Below are 18271 nucleotides of genomic sequence, written 5' to 3' on the forward strand. Positions count from 1 at the left end.
AAATCTCACAACTATTACCAAGGATTAGCCAATATTCTCGCCGCTTCTTCTCTACTTACCTTCCTGTTTTCCATTATTTCCTGTATAATTTGTTCTTTGAACTCCATGTCTCTATTTTTCGCCATATCTTTTTTCAAAATTATTTTTGAGTGAGTTCTAGGTTCTTGACCTTGTGTTTTTGTTGGCCGCTGATTGATACCAAGTTCTGACAGGATTTGTATTGCTTTTGAAAGTGTTAGACTTCCATGTTCATTATTTTTAATATTTTGTCTGGTTTCTCCATTATCTATTTTTTTTAACTGATGGGCTGGTTCTTGACCTTGTGTTTTTGTTGGCCGATGCGTAAAGCCACGATCTAACTCTGCTTGCCTAGCCACTGAAATAGTTAGTTTTTCCATTGAAGAAATTTTAATATCCTGTCCAATTTTTCCATTGTCTATTTTTTTTGACTTAAGGTCTGGTTCTTGACCTTGTGTTTTTGTTGTCCGATTCGTGAAGCCAAGTTCTGACGATATTCGTCTCGCTTCTGTAATTGTTAGGCCTCCATCTTCATTATTTTTAATATTTTGTTTAATTCCTCCATAATCTATCCCAGTTTTACTTTTCGAAAAATTCTTGAAATATTTAATTAATCTTAAAATTAGTTCGTCAAGATTTTTCAACATTTTATTTATGAATTTTCCATAGATTTCTTTCATGTTTGTCATATTTATTAAGCTGAATATTGTTTTAAATACGTAATAACTTGTTGATGATTGAATTCAAGAAATAATGGTAGAGTACCATTTTGAAGTTCATGCACTTTAAGAAAAGTGTCGGATATTGTTTTAAACGTGGCCTCAGACTGAATTTGAGTTCGGTCTTTCATTGTAATTTGAACGGATTTTTTCACACAAAAAACAAATTAAATGAATAATATTTTTTGTATTCCGATAAATAAGGTGTCTGGGTAAATAACGTTTATTTTGACTAGACTGTCCGTATTGTTTTACCACCGTGGTGTCTTCACTCGGTTGGTACCCTAAATGGGTTCGAAATACTGTGTAATGATAGGAAAGATTTTTTACTTTACAAAATTTTATTATGGGCTAGTTATAAAAAAATAGCAAATTAAATATTTAATAAGGCTTGCTCAAGATGTACTTTTTATAAATAGATATCTCTCTTTACTCATAATTGTTATGTTAAACTTGCTCATAACGTTTTATGTGTAGAAGAGTTAGACCTATGTTGCGTCTGCAACAGTGGTATATTTCTTACGCGCCGTTAGCTTTAGTTATTTGTTAACAACAATTCAATAGGTTCACTTTTAAGTTTAATTTCTACTGTGACAAAACCTTGTTCAACTATTTTTTTGTAATGACTTGAGGTGATTTTGTTGTATAATAATACATTTAAAGTTTCTAAATCAATTATGTTTTTTGAAGTGTAGCACGCCCAAATTGAAATTTGATTACCTTTATATTTGGCCAAAATTTCAAAGTGTACATTTAATTCTCCAGTATCTGATTTCAAAGGCACTTGATTGTAATTCACTATTTTTTCGAAAAAGAACCCGTTCACTTTGCTAATAAACTTACCTATAAATGCCCCAATTATACCTGATATGACACTAATTATTGTAAATTCAAAACCAAATATTAGACCTGCAATGCTATAAAATATTACAAAGCCAAAAAACTCATATATGTACTGTCTGATATTCATAGTTTTGTTTATTTAGATAATAAATAGGCCAAATATGAAACCAATGATTGGCGAAAAATTAAGGCTAAACTCATATGCAACAGGTTTTGTTTTGTCCCAAGATGTAATACTCAAATAGGATAATAAAACGATTGTCGTTACAATCCACCAAAAACTTACTTTAGTTTCAAATAATGATAACAGATAGGAAATTGAATAAACAACAAGAAGTCCCCTTACTATTCCTTGTATTAACATATCAGGTCTAAATCTATAAATCATGGGATTATTTTCGACTTTCGCAATTATCCATGTTATTGGTAAAGTAATAAGCGGTGTAGCAAAACTCAGCAATAAATTAATAATGTAGGCTCCAATTGGTGTCAAAACGTAGAATAATATCTCCATATTTAGTTTTCTTTAAAACAAGTCATTTTTATAAGAAACAAAATTTCTTTCAAGCACTTAAAATTAATAATATTGGCGAAATTGTTTTACTTTTTTAGGAATCTAATATATTAATTTATTACTATAAATAGTAAAAAAGGATATAACTACAAATCCTACATAAGCAGTAGAAACTAATATTCAGTTTCATAAAACCCTTAGAACAGTACTAATGTTTAGATTTTAACATATTGATATTCAAGTGTAATTTATGTACTGTTTCGTAATAATCTAGCAATTTGAACATGGTTTAAACTAAAATTAATAATTCAGGAGTACTATCAATTTTTCCATAAACTATTGCGTTTTGTTCAAATTTTTTCCCAATCAGGATTGCTTCTGCCTTACTGATACCAATTACAAGTAAACTTAGTTCAGGCTCCCAAGATGAATCGGTTCCAACTCCATGCCCTTCATATGTAAAAAATGATTTAGTAACTTCTTTAAGTTGAAGATGTCGGTCTTTGTTCTCTATTTCCGTCAATGCCTTTGAATAGGGATTAAATGCCGTAATATATGCCCATTCAGAAGCATTATTCTTACCCATTAAATCGTTAAGATCATTATTTATCACACCAATTTCAATTACCAAATTGGGATTAAACACCTTGTATTTAGTGTTTTTATACGCTTGTATTAAGTTATTTATCATTTTTTAGCTGTTTTTAATTGTTTTAATAAAATTTCCCACAATCTATTCAATTTTTTGCATTCTTCAATCCCCACTGTCCGTAAACTTCAGCGCAGCGGTGTCTACGGATTATTCAATGATTGGAGTCTTCAGACTCATTAAAACCCCACCGCTTGAGGCTAATACTATACAACAGCCCTTCTGTTGTATTAGAAAATCAATTTTTGAAATCGAAGGAAAATTATCGGGTACTGGGAGAATTAAAAGGAGTCTGAAAACTCCTGATATTTATAAATTCTTGGAGACCGCTGCGCTAAACTCTAACGGACAGTGAAAACGAAATCAGAGGTACAGTTTGCCCTTTCATTAATAATTAAAAAACAAGCAATAATTAAAATTTTACATTAACTTTAACGACACAAATTTATCTCCTATGTCTGTTGCACTTCGCATTAAAGAAATCATTAAAGAAAAAAAGATACATCAAAAAGATTTAGCCCAACAAGTGGGTGTGTCTAAAGTAACTATGTCCTATTGGTGTAGTAACCAAACAATGCCGAGTATTGAAACATTGGGTTCAATTGCTAAGGTGTTGAATGTTAGAATTGCTGATTTAATTGTAGAAAACTAAAATAATATTTAAATGGAAGAAAAGTACTTAACCCCTGATGAAGAGTTGGAAATTGACGAAGTTGGAGAAGATGATGCTGAATTAGATATTGAGGCAGGCCAAAGGAAAATAATTTGGCAAGCCAAGGATTTTTCAATTCGTGAGTTTTTAACGATGAAAAATGACGGAGAGTTAGTTCTGCAGCCGTTGTATCAGAGGAATTTCGTCGCAACAGACTCGATTGCGAGCAAACTTATAGAGTCAATTTTATTAGATGTCCCAATCCCCGTTGTTTATTTAGCCGAGGAGCAAGATGGAAGTTATTCTGTTATTGATGGTCAACAAAGATTAACGTCATTTCTCTCATTTCTTGAAGGAAAGTTTCCTGATACACGGCCATTTAAGTTATCGGGATTAAAGGTATTACCTGAGCTTAATCGTAAATCATTTACAGAATTAGATAATGAACTTCAAAAAAAGATAAGAAGTACCACAATTCACTCAATCATTATTAAAAAGGAATCTAATCCTGATATCAAGTTCGAGATTTTTGAAAGATTAAATACAGGTTCTACAAAATTGAACGAGGATGAAATCAGAAATACTGTTTATAGGGGAAGTTATATTGAACTTTTATCAGAGTTAAGTGAAAATGCGGTGTTTCATGGACTGGTTAAAAAGGACAACTTCAAAAAAAGGATGATTTATAGAGGTATGATTCTTCGATTCTTTGCATTATCTGAAAAATCATATATCAATTACAAGTCTTCAATGAAACAGTTCTCAAACAAAGAATTGCGAGATAACAGAGACCTTTCGCTAAATAAGGTGAAAGAATATAGGGCACGATTTGAACATTGTTTAGACCTTGTTAAGGTGGTTTTTGGGGACATGGCATTTAGAAGATATAAGCCAGGAAATGATGGGGAGTCAGGAAAATGGGGAGAAACTCAAATTAATATGGCACTTTACGACATTCAAATGGTCGGTTTTGTTAATTTTAGTAAAAATGATGTGCTGGCGAAAGCAGATTTAATTAGAGAGGGATTGTTAGATTTAATGACAACCAACCAACAATTTAAAGAACAATTAATTTGGCAAACTTCAGATACAGAAGTCCTTAAAAAACGATTCAGAACGTATATGGATATGTTAGATTCAATCATAGGTGACCCGCAATATTCTCAAAGAACATTTTCATATTCAGTTAAAGAACAACTCTTCAATAATAATCCTTATTGTGCCATTTCAGGACAAAAGATTTTAGCAATTGAGGATGCAGAAGTTGACCATATTGTACCTTATTCTAAAGGTGGAAAAACCGAAATTTCAAATGCTCAATTAGTACTTAGATATTTTAATAGAGCAAAGAGTGATAAATTATAATAACCAAAAGATATGAATTCAACAAATAATTCTGTTATTGAATTTTACGTTAAAAATAATTTAACGGTAAGATTTAATCTTGAAAAAGTTACAAGTTTAATAAGTGACTTATTGAGTGAGGGAGATAGGGTAGTTTATTATATTCCCGGAAACAAACTCACCTCTGAAATATTTTTTACCGTTGAGAAAGTAATAATAGCTCAAAGATTTGATGGAGAATGGGGAGGAGATTTAATTCTACCCTACAAAGAAATTCATAAGCTAAAAATAAAACGTCAAAACAAATTTTTATTTCTATTTAAGTTGGATTTAATGGTTGAATTAGAAGAAGTAACCTTTTATGTAAAAAAATCTGAAGCGGATGATTTTAGAAAACTAATGTGGAATGTGTTTAAGGTTAAATAAATTATAGAAAACTAAACAACCCCTAATGACTCAAGATTTAGAAAAGACCCTTTGGGCAACCGCAGATAAACTCCGCAACAATATGGATGCTGCCGAATACAAACACATTGTACTCGGTTTAATTTTTCTAAAATATATCTCTGATAGTTTTGAAGAACTTCATTCAAGATTACAGGGTGATAAATTGTCTGATGCTGAGGATAAAGATGAATACCTGGCAGAGAACGTATTCTTTGTACCTCCAACAGCTCGATGGAAATATCTACAATTTGAGAGAGCCAAACTCCCAACCATCGGAAAAGATATTGATGATGCGATGGATGCCATTGAGAAGGAAAACCCCAATTTGAAAGGTGTTTTACCGAAAGATTATGCTCGTCCTGCATTAGATAAAAAACGATTAGGTGAATTGATTGACCTAATTGGAAATGTTGGTTTTTATGAACCTGGTCTAAATAGCAAAGACCTATTGGGTAGAGTTTATGAATACTTCCTTGGGATGTTTGCTGATGCCGAAGGAAAACGGGGAGGTCAATTTTATACTCCCGAAAGTATTGTAAAGTTATTGGTTGAAATGTTGGAGCCTTACAGTGGCCGTATCTATGATGGATGTTGTGGTAGTGGTGGAATGTTTGTGCAAAGTGAAAAATTCCTTCAAGCACACGGTGGAAGATTAGATGATATTTCTGTTTACGGGCAAGAGAGTAACCCAACTACCTATAAATTGGCAAAAATGAACCTCGCTATCAGGGGAATTGATGCTAAAATTGAATTGGGTGACACTTTTCATAACGATAGACATAAAGACCTTCAAGTAGATTATGCCATCATGAACCCCCCATTTAATGTTTCCGATTATGGTGCTGAAACCTTACAGGATTCTCACTTGTGGAAATATGGTGTACCCCCTTCAGGGAATGCTAACTATGGATGGTTACAATTAGTGATTAACAAACTAAGTCCAAGTGGAATGGCAGGTATTGTACTTGCAAATGGTGCCATGACTTCAAACTCTGGTGGAGAGAATGAAATAAGAAAGAATATGATTTTGGATGGTATGGTTGATTGTATGGTTGCCCTACCTACCCAATTATTCTTTAATACTCAGATTCCTGCCTGTTTATTCTTTTTGGCACGCAATAGAACCAACGGTAAATTCAGAAATCGTAAAGATGAAATACTCTTTATTGATGCTCGTAAATCAGGGGCATTAGTATCAAGAAAAAACAAAGCGTTTACAGATGAGGATATCTCCAAAATCTCTGAGGTGTATCATAATTGGAGAAGTAAAGATGGAAACTATGAAGATATACAAGGTTTCTGCAAATCAGCCACATTAAAAGAAGTTGAAGCGAACAACTTTGTTTTAACTCCTGGCCGTTATGTAGGAACTGAAGACGTAGAAGATGATGGGGTTTCATTTGAAGATAAGGTTGCAGTAATTTCTGAGAACCTAAAATCTCATTTTGAGAAATCCATTGAACTGCAAGAACGCATTAAACTTAACCTAAAAAAAGTGGGGATTGAGATATGAATAATTGGCAGGAAGATAGTAACATAGATTTCAAGAGCTTAAAAAAAGCATTGGGGCCTAAGTCAGATGTTGAATCCTTAGCTGAAACTTGCGTTTGTTTTGCAAATGCTCAAGGCGGCAAGTTGGTTATTGGTATAGAAAACAAAGAATCAGAACCACCAGCTAATCAGAAGATAAATATTGAAGAAATGAATAAAGTAGTGAGCAGACTTCGTTCATTGACAGATGGTGTTGGCTTAGTTAATCCTGAAATTATTAAACACAATAATGGAGGTGAATATTTTGCAATTAACATTTTACCTTCAACTCGTATTATTGCCACAACATCATCTGGAAAAGTATTTGTTCGTATTACTGACAACTGCTATGCTGTCAAAAGTGAAGAGTTAACCGACCTTGCAGCTGAAAAAAATGCCTTTCAATGGGAATTGGTAGTTGCTCAAAAAATAACTATACAACAAGCAGATGCAGAGCAATTTAATTTTTTCATTAATCAAATTCGTAAATCAAATAAAGTATCTGATTTTATTAAAGATAAATCAGATATTGAAATATTAGAACACTACCAACTACTTTCTCCCGATGGTTATTTAACCAACTTAGGCATTCTTTGGTTGGGTACACCAGCTCAACGAGCAAGATTAAGTTATCCTATCACTTTTCAATATTTGGTGTATAACGAACGTGAAGAAAAAATAAGAGAAAAAAAATATCATTTTCATCAATATAACCCTATGCAGTTATTATTGGAAATTGAAAAAGAAGCCGTAGAACTTACCTACTCATCTGAATTAAGCAATGGCTTATTTAGAGATACTATCCGTAACTATCCAAAAGAAGTGATTAGAGAACTTTTAATAAATGCTATTGCTCATAAACGCTACACAAGTTCAGGCGATATTTTTTTAGAGGTTTATCCTGATAGAATTGTATTTACAAACCCTGGCGGTTTACCTTTGGGCATTTCAAAGGATAATATCTTGCACGAAAGACAAAGACGAAATCCTCACTTAATACAAACACTACATGACCTAAAATTAATGGAGGGTGAAGGCTCTGGTTATGACCTTGTGTATGAGAAATTAAGTTTGGATGCAAAACCATTCCCTGAAATAGAGAGTACATTTAATAAAATGTCTGTTACTGTACAGTCTGGAATTATTGACGAAGAGGCATTGTCAGTCATTGATTATATCAAAAAACATTTTCAACTTACGCAAAAGGAAACAATCACTTTAGGTATAGTTGCTACAAGAAAGAAAATATTAGCTACACAGCTATCTGTGGCTTTGCAATTAAACCAAGAAGACAAACTCAAATATTGGTTAGGCTCTTTATTAGATAAAAATATATTAATTAGTAGAGGTGTAAAAAAAGGAACGGAATATTTACTCAATCCCGATTTATTCTCCCAAGCAAAACTAAACCTTACTCCAAGTCTTAAAACCATTGAACCTCATAAATTAGAGGCTTTGATTTTAGAAGATTTAAAATACAATGGCAAAAGCGGTATGGTAGCAATTAAAGAACGATTAAACGAAGTTTATCCTGATGATATTCAAAAAATAGTGTACAAAATGGCTCGTAAGGGAATTATTGAGAAAGAAGGAGCAGATAAAAAAAGAGCATATTTTGTAAGCATAAAAAAAGCAAATGAAAAGTAAATCTAAAAAGAAAATAACATAAGTTATTGATAATGAGGTATTTAATTTCGTTTCATCTAAAAGCAAATGAAAACAAAACAACAGTTCTTTAAAAAATAAATGAAATTTAAAATCAACGACAAAAATATTCAATTGACTAACATACAGAATTTTATGTCATTTATTACGTCCTTGTTTTTTAAAATAAATAGTCAAAGATTATGAGTGAGTGGAAAGAATATAAATTAGGGGATTTGGTAACATTTCAAAGGGGTCATGATTTGCCTCGTGATGATATGAAGGACGGTGTATACCCTGTAGCTGGCTCAAATTCAATTATAGGTTATCATAATAAATATACATCCGATTTCCCTGGTATAACCATTGGGAGAAGCGGAAATATTGGGAATCCACAGTTACACAAAACTAAATTTTGGGCACATAATACAACTCTGTTTGTTAAAGAATTTAAGAATGTAGACCCTATTTTCTTTTATTATCTTCTTAAAACTTTAGATTTTTCACAATTAAATTCAGGGAGCGCTGTTCCAAGTTTGAATAGAAACTTTATTCATCCATTTAAAGTTGAAATACCGTCCTCCATCCCAACCCAAACCGCCATCGCAGAAATCCTCTCCTCTCTTGATGATAAAATTGAACTCAACAATAAAATCAATTATGAATTAGAGACCCTTGCTCAAACCCTTTTCAAACAATGGTTTATTGATTTTGAGTTCCCAAATGAAAATGGAGAACCCTATAAATCATCAGGTGGTGAAATGGTGGAGAGTGAATTGGGGGAGATTCCGAAGGGGTGGGAAGTGAATAGATTAAATGATATTGCTGATTGTTTTGATAATAAAAGAATACCATTGTCTTCAATGGAAAGAAATGTCAGAAAAGGTAATTACCCATATTACGGAGCTGCATCCCTAATGGACTATATTGATGATTATCTGTTTGATGGTGTTTATATTCTAATGGGAGAAGATGGTTCAGTTACCGACAACACAGGGTATCCTGTTTTACAATATGTCTTTGGAAAATTTTGGGTAAATAATCACGCACATGTTTTGAAAGGACGAAAAATATCAACTGAACTTGTTTTATGTTTATTAAAAAACACTAACATAAGTGATTTAGTAACAGGCGCGGTACAACCAAAGTTAAATCAAGGTAATATGAATAAAATTTCAATCCCATTACCTAAGGATTTATTAATAATATCTGACCTTGAAAAATTAATTACAGAATATTACAATCTCATTCGGAATAACATTTTGGAAATTAAAGAATTAGTTAACATCCGTGATATTCTTCTTCCAAAACTAATCTCAGGTGAATTAGAAATTAACGAAATCAACAATTAATGGCAGCAGTAATATCCGAAGACCATATAGAACAAATCGTCATTCAAGAGTTTATTGAATTGGGGTATTCCTACGTCAATGGAGCAGATATTTCACCTGATGGTATTGCCCAAGAACGAGAGTTTGATGAGGTAGTCTTGAAACAAAGATTACAAACTGCAATTGCTAAACTTAATCCGAATGTGCCTTTTGAAGCACAGGAAGAAGCCATTAAGAAAGTTCTTAGAACAGATAGCCCCAATTTATTTCAGAATAACTATCAGGTTCATAAATACCTAACCGACGGTGTTGATGTAGAATATAGAAAAGGAGACCGTATTGCAGGTGATAAAGTTTGGTTAATTGATTATGAAAATCCATCTAATAATGAATACTTGGTGGTTAATCAGTTTACCATTATTGAAAACAATATCAATAAAAGGCCTGATATCATCTTGTTTGTAAATGGTCTTCCATTAGTTGTTATTGAACTAAAAAACGCGGTTGATGAGAATGCGACGATACATTCTGCATTCAATCAATTACAGACCTATAAATCGGCAATTCCATCCTTATTCCTTTACAATGCCCTACTCATTATCTCAGATGGTTGGGAAGCTATGTATGGTTCTTTAACCTCACCAAAGCAATTTTTTGTGCCTTGGAAATCCATAGATGGGAATATAGTCGCAGATGAAGACATCCCCCAAATGGAGGTGATGGCAAAGGGCATGTTGAATAAAAAAGTACTGACTGACCTTATCAGACATTATATCCTTTTCCATCAAAATAAAGAACAAATCACCAAGATTGTCCCACGTTACCACCAATACTTTGCAGTAAATAAGGCTGTAGAAACTACAAAAACGGCTACAGCTATTGATGGAGACCAACGTGCAGGAGTAATTTGGCATACGCAAGGGAGTGGTAAAAGTTTGAGTATGGTTTTTTATGCGGGAAAATTAGTTTTGGCATTAAATAACCCAACACTTGTTATTTTAACCGATAGAAATGACTTAGACGACCAGTTATTTGATACTTTTTCACAAAGTCAGGATATACTTCGTCAAACACCTGTGCAAGCAGAAAACCGTGATGACCTTAAAAAGAAATTAAGTGTAACATCAGGAGGCATCGTGTTTACAACCATTCAAAAATTTCTTCCTGAGGTAATTGAGAAAATTGATATCGGCGAAGGGAAAACCAAAAATATTAAAGGTCAATTTGAATTACTATCAGACAGAAGAAATATTGTAGTTATTGCCGATGAGGCTCATAGAAGTCAGTACGACTTTATGGACGGATTTGCTAAACACATGAGGGATGCACTTCCAAATGCGTCCTTCATAGGTTTTACAGGAACCCCGATTGAGAATACCGATAAGAATACACAAGCCGTATTTGGAGATTATATTGATGTTTATGATATACAACAAGCTGTAGAAGATGGGGCTACTGTACGGATTTTCTATGAAAACAGATTGGCAAAAATTAGTATCAGAGAGGAAGATAAACCGAGAGTAGATGCTGAATTTGAAGAACTCACCGAGAGTGAAGAACAAGATGACCGTCAGAAACTAAAATCTAAATGGGCAAGATTAGAAGCCATAGTTGGTAATGAACACCGACTGGAACTAATTGCCAACGATATTGTCAAACACTTTGAAACTCGTAATGAAATATTAGACGGTAAGGCTATGATTGTGTGTATGAGTAGACGTATTTGCGTGGATTTGTATGCCCAAATAATTAAAATTAGACCCGACTGGCATAGCGATGATGATAATGAAGGAACCATTAAAGTAGTTATGACGGGTTCATCTTCTGACCCCTTAAATTTCCAACCACATGTTAGAAACAAAGGGAAACGGAAAGCATTGGGTGAAAGGCTTAAAGACCCTAAGGACACATTAAAACTTGCTATTGTGAGGGATATGTGGTTAACGGGATTTGATGCCCCATCTATGCACACCCTCTATCTTGATAAACCTATGCAAGGACATAATTTGATGCAAGCCATTGCAAGGGTAAATCGGGTTTATAAGGATAAAGAAGGTGGTTTAATAGTCGATTATATTGGTATTGCTAACGATTTGAAACGAGCCTTGGCATTGTACACCGAAAGTGGAGGGAAAGGTAAACCTGCATTCGACCAAGAAGAAGCCGCATCAGTAATGATGGGAAAATATGAAATTGTGGCTCAAATGTTTTCAGAACAACCTACTGATAAAACCGTTCAAAAGGGACTGGACTATAAATCATTTTTCACCTTAACATCAAAGGAAAAACTATATTTCCCGATTAAGGCTGCCAATTATATTTTAGGATTGGAGAATGGAAAAGACAGATTTGTAAATTCGGTAACTGCGCTGTCTAAATCATTCGCCATATCTGTCCCCCACCCCTACACCATAGATATTAGAGATGAGGTTGGATTATTTCAAGCCATTAAAGCTCGAATTGTGAAGGTTACCCAAAGTGGTAAAGGAAAGTCAGATGAAGAGCTAGAAACAGCCATTAAACAAATTTTGTCTGACGCTATTGTATCCGATGAGGTGATTGACATTTTTGATGCTGCAGGTATAAAAAAACCTGATATTTCCATTTTATCTGACGAGTTCCTTGCTGAAGTTAAGGGAATGACACATAAAAATCTCGCTTTAGAGTTACTAAAGAAGTTGTTAAATGACGAGATAAAAACAAGAAACAAGGTAAACTTGGTTCAATCCAAGAAATTCTCTGAGATGTTAGATAGCTCTGTAAGAAATTATCAATATAACCTGATTACATCCGCACAGGTTATTGATGAGATGATTCGACTTGCCAAGGAAATAAAAGAAGCCGATAGACGTGGAGAGGATTTAGGTCTTGATTTCAGGGAATATGCATTCTATTCGGCTTTAGAGGTTAATGATAATTCGGTAGCAGTTTTGGGGGATGAAATACTCAGACATATTGCCCGTGACTTAGTTGATACCGTAAGAAAAAACACTTCAATTGATTGGACGGTTAGAGAGAATGTACAAGCCAAGATGAGGCTTGCGGTCAAGAAGATACTTCGTAAACACGGCTATCCACCTGATATGGAATTGAAGGCTACAGAGACGGTTATTGAGCAGGCTAAATTATTGGCAAATGATTTTTCAAGGACTCAAACAGTTTATCCATTAAAAGGAGATGATAATTTATTTTTAGCTGCGGACAGTGAGTGATTTTTTGGAGATAGATAAGTTAGTTGAATAAAAGTTAATTATATGGAAGACTTTATATTTGAAAAGCCGAAGCATGGTTTTTTTGATGAGTTAGTAAGCTATTTTGCCTCAATATCTTCATTAGGAACAAACTTCGAACTACAAAAGACGGGAAGAGCAGAAAAATGGTTACCGGAACATTATTTAACTATCGAAGGAATAAAATCAGTTACAAATTGTGAAATTAGATTTTATCCACATGATACATTAAATGAAATTTCAATTAATAGTTGGCCAAATAAAATCAGGTTACAAAAAGCTCCTTTAACAAAGAATATACCTGAACACCCTATTGTTTTAAATGGTATACAAAAATTGCATGGTTCAATGATACAATCTGCATTTATACATTTTTATGAGAGGTATGTATCTGAAGTAAAATTAAAATTTGGAGAAAATACGATGAATTGGCCAGCGGTTTGGAACTTTGGTAGAGTTATAAGAAATGCTTTCGCTCATGGAGGGGAAATAAAGATAGAAAATCCAAATTCTCCAAAAGTTTCATGGAGTTCATTAGAGTATGACTCCACTTTTAATGGCCGAAATATTATGTATAAAGACATTACACCTGTTGAAACAATTTTTCTTATGGATGAAATGGATAAACAAAGGAGATAGGAATCCTATACCAAAATCATCTTAGCAAAATAACAGATGTAATATTAAGTTTAACGGTAGTTCCCCAAATAAACTTTTGTGCAAAAACTGTCTTTTCGTACTTCAATATTCGCCAGTCGTCAAAACTTTATTATAAGCATATTCTGCTATCTACTTAGTAAGTCAGCTTAGTTATAGGAATTTAATACTTAAAAATTTCCAACCGTAGATTTACATCAAAATAAACGAATGTACTATTCAATACAGATTTAGTTTAAATTAAATCGGTAATCTGTCGTTTTTAGAAGGTTTCTATTGGTAACCTTTATTTTGAGATAGATATTTTAATACAAGTTATTCAAGCTCTTAATTATTAAAAAAACGATTTTTGATTATCCTTTAAAATAATAAAACATCCCAAAAAACTAGTTAATTTCGGGAAATGAAATAATTTTTTACCTCGAATGTTTGAAATAGAATTTATTGTAATTTTCCTAGTGGTTATTTTTTTCCTTTATCAATCGAATAAATCAAAACCCATTAAAGTAAAAATAGTTACTCAAGTACCAGTACCCAAAGAACAACCAATAAATGCACCGATAACAATCCCTACGGTCTCCAAAAAAAATGAAAAAAGAAATAATTTACTGAAAGATAAATGGGTTGAAAAAATATTAAATGAAATTATAAATTTTAGCAATGTCCCAAATTTGCTTAAAAATACACCAATCAATAATATCAGATATTATAACCTTTTAAATTGTTTTGAATGGCAATTTAAAAGATTCAAGATATTGGTAAGAGATAATTTTACTTGTCAAGATTGTCAAGAAAAGGGTGATAGATTACATGTTCACCATAAATATTATTTAAGCAACTTTTTACCATGGGAAATTGATGATTCAGCATTAGTTTCACTTTGTAAAAACTGTCATAGCCAACGACATTTAAGAGAAACTATTAATATTTACGAAAAGGTAGGAAATCAATTACAACTATCAAATCATGCTTACTACATATGCTGGAAATGTAATGGTACAGGATATCTACCGCAATATGCCTATTATGAAAATGGAGTTTGTTTTGCTTGTTCAGGAAATGTAATCAATGCGACCATCTTCAGCAATCGATTAAATCAAATATCCGCTGATTTTAATTTGTATGACATAGGAAATATAGAAAATGAGTTTTTAGATTTCTGTAACTCAATTACGGTCGATTACTTTATGAATAATATTCACAATAATCTATACAGCGAAGAAGAATCAGAGATAAATGACTTTTTTTCGCCTGATAATAAAAATCTTCAAAAACAAAGTGAAGAAGCCCATGACGACGATTTACCCTTCTGACTTATATTTTCCAATTAAAAATTTACCAAAGCCAACATTCATTGCGTCACCTTTTTGCGTCACCTTTAGGTATATTTTGACCCCACTGTAGACTTCAGCGCAGCGGTGTCTACGGATTATTCAATAATTAGAGTCTTCACACTCATTAAAACCCCGCCGCTTGAGGCTAATACTATACAAAGCTCTTCTGTTGTTTAGACAATCAATTGTTGAAATTGAAGGAAAATTATTGGGTAGTGGGAGAATTAAGAGGAGTTTTAAGACTCCTGATATTTATAAATCTGTAGAGACCGCTGCGCTAAAACTAGCGCTCAGTGGGATTTTGATGGTACATTAATAAATTCACCAAATCTTAATTCCACATTTATAGCTTAATAGCAGTCAATTATATACTGAATTCGCTCCTTGTAACTATCAACTGTTTTGTGCTGAAGGTTGTCGAGATAAGAAACTCGATTTTTCACTGTAGAACTGTTGGTATACCCTCCATGTAAAATTGATCTTTTCCTTTGAATGTTAGTTAAAATTAAGGCTTCGATTTCAGCTATTACAGCTGGGAGATTTTCAATAGTAGTTAAGGATAAATGCGATGCTCTACCTTGCTTAATATTTTCCCAAACCACCACAACACTGTCCTTTTTTGTTAAGAAACGAAATATAATACTCTCTTCCCTTCCAATACTATTAACCTCCAAAATCGGTATGATGGGGAATTGGGGATCTTGAAGGCTAGCTAGATATTTAATAAAAGGTTCTTTTTCCTGACTTACATTAAAAAAGTCAGATATTTGTTCCCTTGCAATTGTGACCCCAATTTTAGAGTTTGAAGATGTTTTGAATTCGTACCTATGGATGGCGATTGTTATTGCCTCAGTTAGCTTTTTCCAACCACGTGAAAATTCCTGGTTAACCACTCCTTTAGCATGACAAAGCCGATAGGCTTTTCCCTTATAAACCCTTAAAAAGTAATCTTCTCGAATAGTATTTAATCCACTATGTACTCCCTTTAGGGTAGTAGGTTTTAAACTATATTTCGAATTTTTAAATATCAGCTTATCTTTTTCAAACCAAATGTCTGCCCACACTACGTGAATGTCTTGATACTTATCCTCTGGAAAGGATAAAGTCGGTTGTAGCGAATCAATTTTATGACCATGGCGTTTATTTAAATGTTGTTCCATGGAAACTGGATCCATAACCACACCACAAACTGGACATATCTTTTTATCAGGTCTTGAAACCATAGAGTGAGCTCAAATAATTCAATTCTACCTGACAAGATAAGAATTAAATGTCGCTTATTACTCCGTTCAATCTATATAATCAATGTCTTTAGAATTTAGCGCAACGCTTCTGCGAGTTATTCAATGATTAGTCTCTTAGGACTAATTAAAATCCCGTCATCAATTTTTTCAAGTTCTTGAGCAAATCGTTTCCATTCCCCTTTGGTCTTTGTTGATAGCTTGTCGTAAAGTTTTTTTATCAATTCTAAAGGCAAATTTTCAATTTCGTCTTTAGGAATTAAAATCCATTCTAAAGGATAATATTCTGGTGGAAACTTAGTGTCCGAAGCCAGTATTTCAAGTTTTTCAATTGTTGTTGAGTTTTTATATTTCTCTAAAAGTTCATTACGAATTTCTCCTCGCCTTTCAGGACTTAATTTCCTAAGTTCAGCAATTGCTTCTGCTCGTTTTTCTTTTCTGCCCTCAACTCTCTTTATAACTTTTTCATACCGGTCAGCTTTCACTTTGCTCTCACTAACCTTTGCAGTTCTGAAAGAAAAGTAGTCTTCAATTGTCCTATTGCCGTAATATGAACCACCAAATGGAACCCAAGGATTATCACAATTGCGTAGTCCAAAGTCAGCAATTTTATATTCTCTGTCTAAGCCACGATTTTGTATTACTCCATAAACCCAAATTGCACCAGCAACTGAACCACCAATCCATTTTAATTCTCGTTCAATACAAACAAGTGCTTTAAAAACAGAAATTAAATTATTGTGAGAAAGATTTGCAACAAGTTCTCTCCAAGTGTTACCGTGTTGTCGATTTATATAGTCTCTCGGCATGAAATACTTCAATACGGTTTCGTGAAGTTTGTCGATCGATTTGCCTATTAAAATAAGTTTCTGTATGTCTTGCGTTGTCAGTTGCATTTGTTTGTTTCTTACTGTTCGTTCAGGTTTTGCAGTGTCGTCATAGAGTTAAAGGTAACAGTTTTGCAGTTTCAAGTAGTTGGCGATTTCGAAGAACAAAACTGGCTGCGAGAACTGAACTTGATACGAAGAACAAAGCTTCACTTATCCGCTGAACCGCCAATTTCTTGTAGGTGCTGTTGGTGGCTGGTTTTCTGTCTATAAAGGTTCTGCACTTCCCCATCCTCTTTCTGGAAATAAATTTGTTGTCGAGTTAATATGTTTTGAACCTCCTTTGTGTGTGCTATATGTTTTACAATTAGGAAGATTTTTTTTGATACATTCTATCACAGCTTTTCTTGGATGTTTTTTATTTCCAGCTGCTGAAACCCAATACTGTTTTGGATTAAAATTGCAAATCCAATTAGTATTAACATTTCGTCTGCTGCCGTGATGAGGAAGTTGGGCAATGTGAAAGTCTTTCATATTAAACCCATTGTTTTGTGCTGATTCATATGAATCAACGCCACTGTCAGCAGTGAACAAATAGCGTCTATTACTACTGTCTGTTAATTGTATTATTGTACTTGTTAGATTTTCAGCTGATGTATCATTTTTTTCATCCACCACTACACAAGGTTTATTTCCCTCTTCAACCTCATTAACGTCTTCTTCTGCTTCTTTAAGTTGGTGCATTCTTTCTAATGAAGTCTTGTCAGTAAAAAATTGAACTTTCTGTTTATAAAAAGCTTCGCTTGGTCCTAACACCTTAAACAAACTGTGTTCAAGATTTGTGTCTGAAAATATTGGCTGCGGTGTTAGTCCATAATTTTTAAGTAGCGTTTTAAAATCATCAACATCTTTTAGTGATTCATACAATCCATTAATTTGTCTGTTTGCTATATATTTTTGATGGTATTCGGTTATTAAATTTCTCTGTATTAAATTAATATAAGCAAGAGGGTCATTGAAATAAACTCTTTTAATGTCAGTCCCGAAATGATTAATAATTTCAGGTAATCCACCAATATGGTCACGGTGCGGATGTGAATTTATTACAATCATTATTGGCTTTGCTATCAAATGTGGTTTTATATAAGCGTTGTAATGCTTTACAACTTCATTTCCGTCTCCAGGTTTGCCACCATCAAGAAAAATGATAAAGTCACCACCGTCCTGCTTTAACCATAAAATTATTGCGTCTGCGTCTCCAACGCTTAACATATCTATACTGAAGTCCATA

Annotated in this window: 17 protein-coding genes and 1 riboswitch; of the genes, 9 read left to right on the plus strand and 8 right to left on the minus strand. The window is 33.3% G+C overall.

Translation table 11 applies throughout. The features are described from left to right. Positions 1–14: 14 nt before the first annotated feature. The 5 genes from QZ136_RS01450 to QZ136_RS01470 all read right to left on the minus strand — a co-directional run bounded on the left by QZ136_RS01450 (position 15) and on the right by QZ136_RS01470 (position 2785). On the minus strand, positions 15–698 hold the full coding sequence (locus tag QZ136_RS01450; protein ID WP_291399548.1) for a hypothetical protein: 684 nt from the start codon (positions 696–698) through the stop codon (positions 15–17). A gap of 14 nt (positions 699–712) precedes the next feature. Continuing rightward, positions 713–868: a hypothetical protein gene (locus tag QZ136_RS01455; RefSeq protein WP_291399549.1), complete on the minus strand. Its 156-nt coding sequence runs from the start codon at positions 866–868 to the stop codon at positions 713–715. 83 nt (positions 869–951) lie between these two features. After that, positions 952–1045: riboswitch (SAM-I-IV-variant riboswitch) on the minus strand. A 227-nt stretch (positions 1046–1272) separates the two neighbouring features. Continuing rightward, the gene (locus tag QZ136_RS01460) at positions 1273–1707 is read right to left on the minus strand and encodes a hypothetical protein (RefSeq protein WP_291399550.1); all 435 of its coding nucleotides are present in this window, start codon (positions 1705–1707) and stop codon (positions 1273–1275) included. Between the two features lie 12 nt (positions 1708–1719). After that, the gene (locus tag QZ136_RS01465; RefSeq protein WP_291399551.1) at positions 1720–2094 is read right to left on the minus strand and encodes a hypothetical protein; all 375 of its coding nucleotides are present in this window, start codon (positions 2092–2094) and stop codon (positions 1720–1722) included. Between the two features lie 289 nt (positions 2095–2383). Beyond that, positions 2384–2785, minus strand: coding sequence for a DUF3293 domain-containing protein (locus QZ136_RS01470; protein ID WP_291399552.1), 402 nt, complete (start codon positions 2783–2785; stop codon positions 2384–2386). 412 nt (positions 2786–3197) lie between these two features. Between QZ136_RS01470 and QZ136_RS01475 the strand changes: the two genes are divergently transcribed. The 9 genes from QZ136_RS01475 (at position 3198) to QZ136_RS01515 (ending at position 14891) form a co-directional block, all read left to right on the plus strand. Then, positions 3198–3395 (plus strand): helix-turn-helix transcriptional regulator, encoded by a 198-nt coding sequence (locus tag QZ136_RS01475; protein ID WP_291399553.1) that lies wholly within the window; start codon positions 3198–3200, stop codon positions 3393–3395. A gap of 12 nt (positions 3396–3407) precedes the next feature. After that, the gene (locus QZ136_RS01480; protein ID WP_291399554.1) at positions 3408–4760 is read left to right on the plus strand and encodes a DUF262 domain-containing protein; all 1353 of its coding nucleotides are present in this window, start codon (positions 3408–3410) and stop codon (positions 4758–4760) included. Between the two features lie 12 nt (positions 4761–4772). Next, entirely contained in the window at positions 4773–5165 is a 393-nt protein-coding gene (locus QZ136_RS01485) for a hypothetical protein (RefSeq protein ID WP_291399555.1), read from the plus strand. A gap of 25 nt (positions 5166–5190) precedes the next feature. After that, the gene (locus QZ136_RS01490; protein WP_291399556.1) at positions 5191–6699 is read left to right on the plus strand and encodes a class I SAM-dependent DNA methyltransferase; all 1509 of its coding nucleotides are present in this window, start codon (positions 5191–5193) and stop codon (positions 6697–6699) included. Continuing rightward, a complete protein-coding gene (locus QZ136_RS01495) occupies positions 6696–8363 on the plus strand; it encodes an ATP-binding protein (protein WP_291399557.1) in 1668 nt (555 codons plus the stop codon). Before QZ136_RS01490 ends, QZ136_RS01495 begins: the two co-directional genes overlap by 4 nt. 200 nt (positions 8364–8563) lie before the next feature. Beyond that, entirely contained in the window at positions 8564–9712 is a 1149-nt protein-coding gene (locus QZ136_RS01500; protein ID WP_291399558.1) for a restriction endonuclease subunit S, read from the plus strand. Further along, positions 9712–12903, plus strand: a complete 3192-nt coding sequence (locus QZ136_RS01505; protein WP_291399559.1) for a type I restriction endonuclease subunit R — start codon at positions 9712–9714, stop codon at positions 12901–12903. The genes QZ136_RS01500 and QZ136_RS01505 overlap by 1 nt, the downstream gene beginning before the upstream one ends. A 42-nt stretch (positions 12904–12945) precedes the next feature. Continuing rightward, complete coding sequence (locus tag QZ136_RS01510) at positions 12946–13560, plus strand: hypothetical protein (RefSeq protein WP_291399560.1); 615 nt, start codon at positions 12946–12948, stop codon at positions 13558–13560. A gap of 443 nt (positions 13561–14003) precedes the next feature. Then, positions 14004–14891 carry an HNH endonuclease gene (locus QZ136_RS01515; protein ID WP_291399561.1) on the plus strand — a complete coding sequence of 296 codons (888 nt, stop codon included), beginning with the start codon at positions 14004–14006 and terminating at the stop codon, positions 14889–14891. A 371-nt stretch (positions 14892–15262) separates the two neighbouring features. Here the strand turns inward: QZ136_RS01515 and QZ136_RS01520 are convergent, their stop codons facing one another. From QZ136_RS01520 to QZ136_RS01530, 3 genes are all read right to left on the minus strand, one after another. After that, the gene (locus QZ136_RS01520; protein ID WP_291399563.1) at positions 15263–16135 is read right to left on the minus strand and encodes a hypothetical protein; all 873 of its coding nucleotides are present in this window, start codon (positions 16133–16135) and stop codon (positions 15263–15265) included. A 116-nt stretch (positions 16136–16251) separates the two neighbouring features. Continuing rightward, complete coding sequence (locus tag QZ136_RS01525) at positions 16252–17049, minus strand: hypothetical protein (protein WP_291399565.1); 798 nt, start codon at positions 17047–17049, stop codon at positions 16252–16254. Positions 17050–17247: 198 nt separating this feature from the next. Next, complete coding sequence (locus tag QZ136_RS01530) at positions 17248–18270, minus strand: MBL fold metallo-hydrolase (protein ID WP_291399567.1); 1023 nt, start codon at positions 18268–18270, stop codon at positions 17248–17250. Position 18271 lies beyond the last annotated feature (1 nt).

The sequence above is a fragment of the Daejeonella sp. genome (genome assembly GCF_017495225.1).
Lineage (GTDB): Bacteria > Bacteroidota > Bacteroidia > Sphingobacteriales > Sphingobacteriaceae > Daejeonella.

Coding starts and splice junctions, on each gene's coding strand:
- QZ136_RS01500 (WP_291399558.1), top strand. CDS start 8,564: ATGAGTGAGTGGAAAGAATATAAATTAGGGGATTTGGTAACATTTCAA.
- QZ136_RS01505 (WP_291399559.1), top strand. CDS start 9,712: ATGGCAGCAGTAATATCCGAAGACCATATAGAACAAATCGTCATTCAA.
- QZ136_RS01470 (WP_291399552.1), bottom strand. CDS start 2,785: ATGATAAATAACTTAATACAAGCGTATAAAAACACTAAATACAAGGTG.
- QZ136_RS01510 (WP_291399560.1), top strand. CDS start 12,946: ATGGAAGACTTTATATTTGAAAAGCCGAAGCATGGTTTTTTTGATGAG.
- QZ136_RS01490 (WP_291399556.1), top strand. CDS start 5,191: ATGACTCAAGATTTAGAAAAGACCCTTTGGGCAACCGCAGATAAACTC.
- QZ136_RS01530 (WP_291399567.1), bottom strand. CDS start 18,270: ATGGACTTCAGTATAGATATGTTAAGCGTTGGAGACGCAGACGCAATA.
- QZ136_RS01485 (WP_291399555.1), top strand. CDS start 4,773: ATGAATTCAACAAATAATTCTGTTATTGAATTTTACGTTAAAAATAAT.
- QZ136_RS01475 (WP_291399553.1), top strand. CDS start 3,198: ATGTCTGTTGCACTTCGCATTAAAGAAATCATTAAAGAAAAAAAGATA.
- QZ136_RS01455 (WP_291399549.1), bottom strand. CDS start 868: ATGAAAGACCGAACTCAAATTCAGTCTGAGGCCACGTTTAAAACAATA.
- QZ136_RS01450 (WP_291399548.1), bottom strand. CDS start 698: ATGAAAGAAATCTATGGAAAATTCATAAATAAAATGTTGAAAAATCTT.
- QZ136_RS01465 (WP_291399551.1), bottom strand. CDS start 2,094: ATGGAGATATTATTCTACGTTTTGACACCAATTGGAGCCTACATTATT.
- QZ136_RS01480 (WP_291399554.1), top strand. CDS start 3,408: ATGGAAGAAAAGTACTTAACCCCTGATGAAGAGTTGGAAATTGACGAA.
- QZ136_RS01520 (WP_291399563.1), bottom strand. CDS start 16,135: ATGGTTTCAAGACCTGATAAAAAGATATGTCCAGTTTGTGGTGTGGTT.
- QZ136_RS01515 (WP_291399561.1), top strand. CDS start 14,004: ATGTTTGAAATAGAATTTATTGTAATTTTCCTAGTGGTTATTTTTTTC.
- QZ136_RS01495 (WP_291399557.1), top strand. CDS start 6,696: ATGAATAATTGGCAGGAAGATAGTAACATAGATTTCAAGAGCTTAAAA.
- QZ136_RS01525 (WP_291399565.1), bottom strand. CDS start 17,049: ATGCAACTGACAACGCAAGACATACAGAAACTTATTTTAATAGGCAAA.
- QZ136_RS01460 (WP_291399550.1), bottom strand. CDS start 1,707: ATGAATATCAGACAGTACATATATGAGTTTTTTGGCTTTGTAATATTT.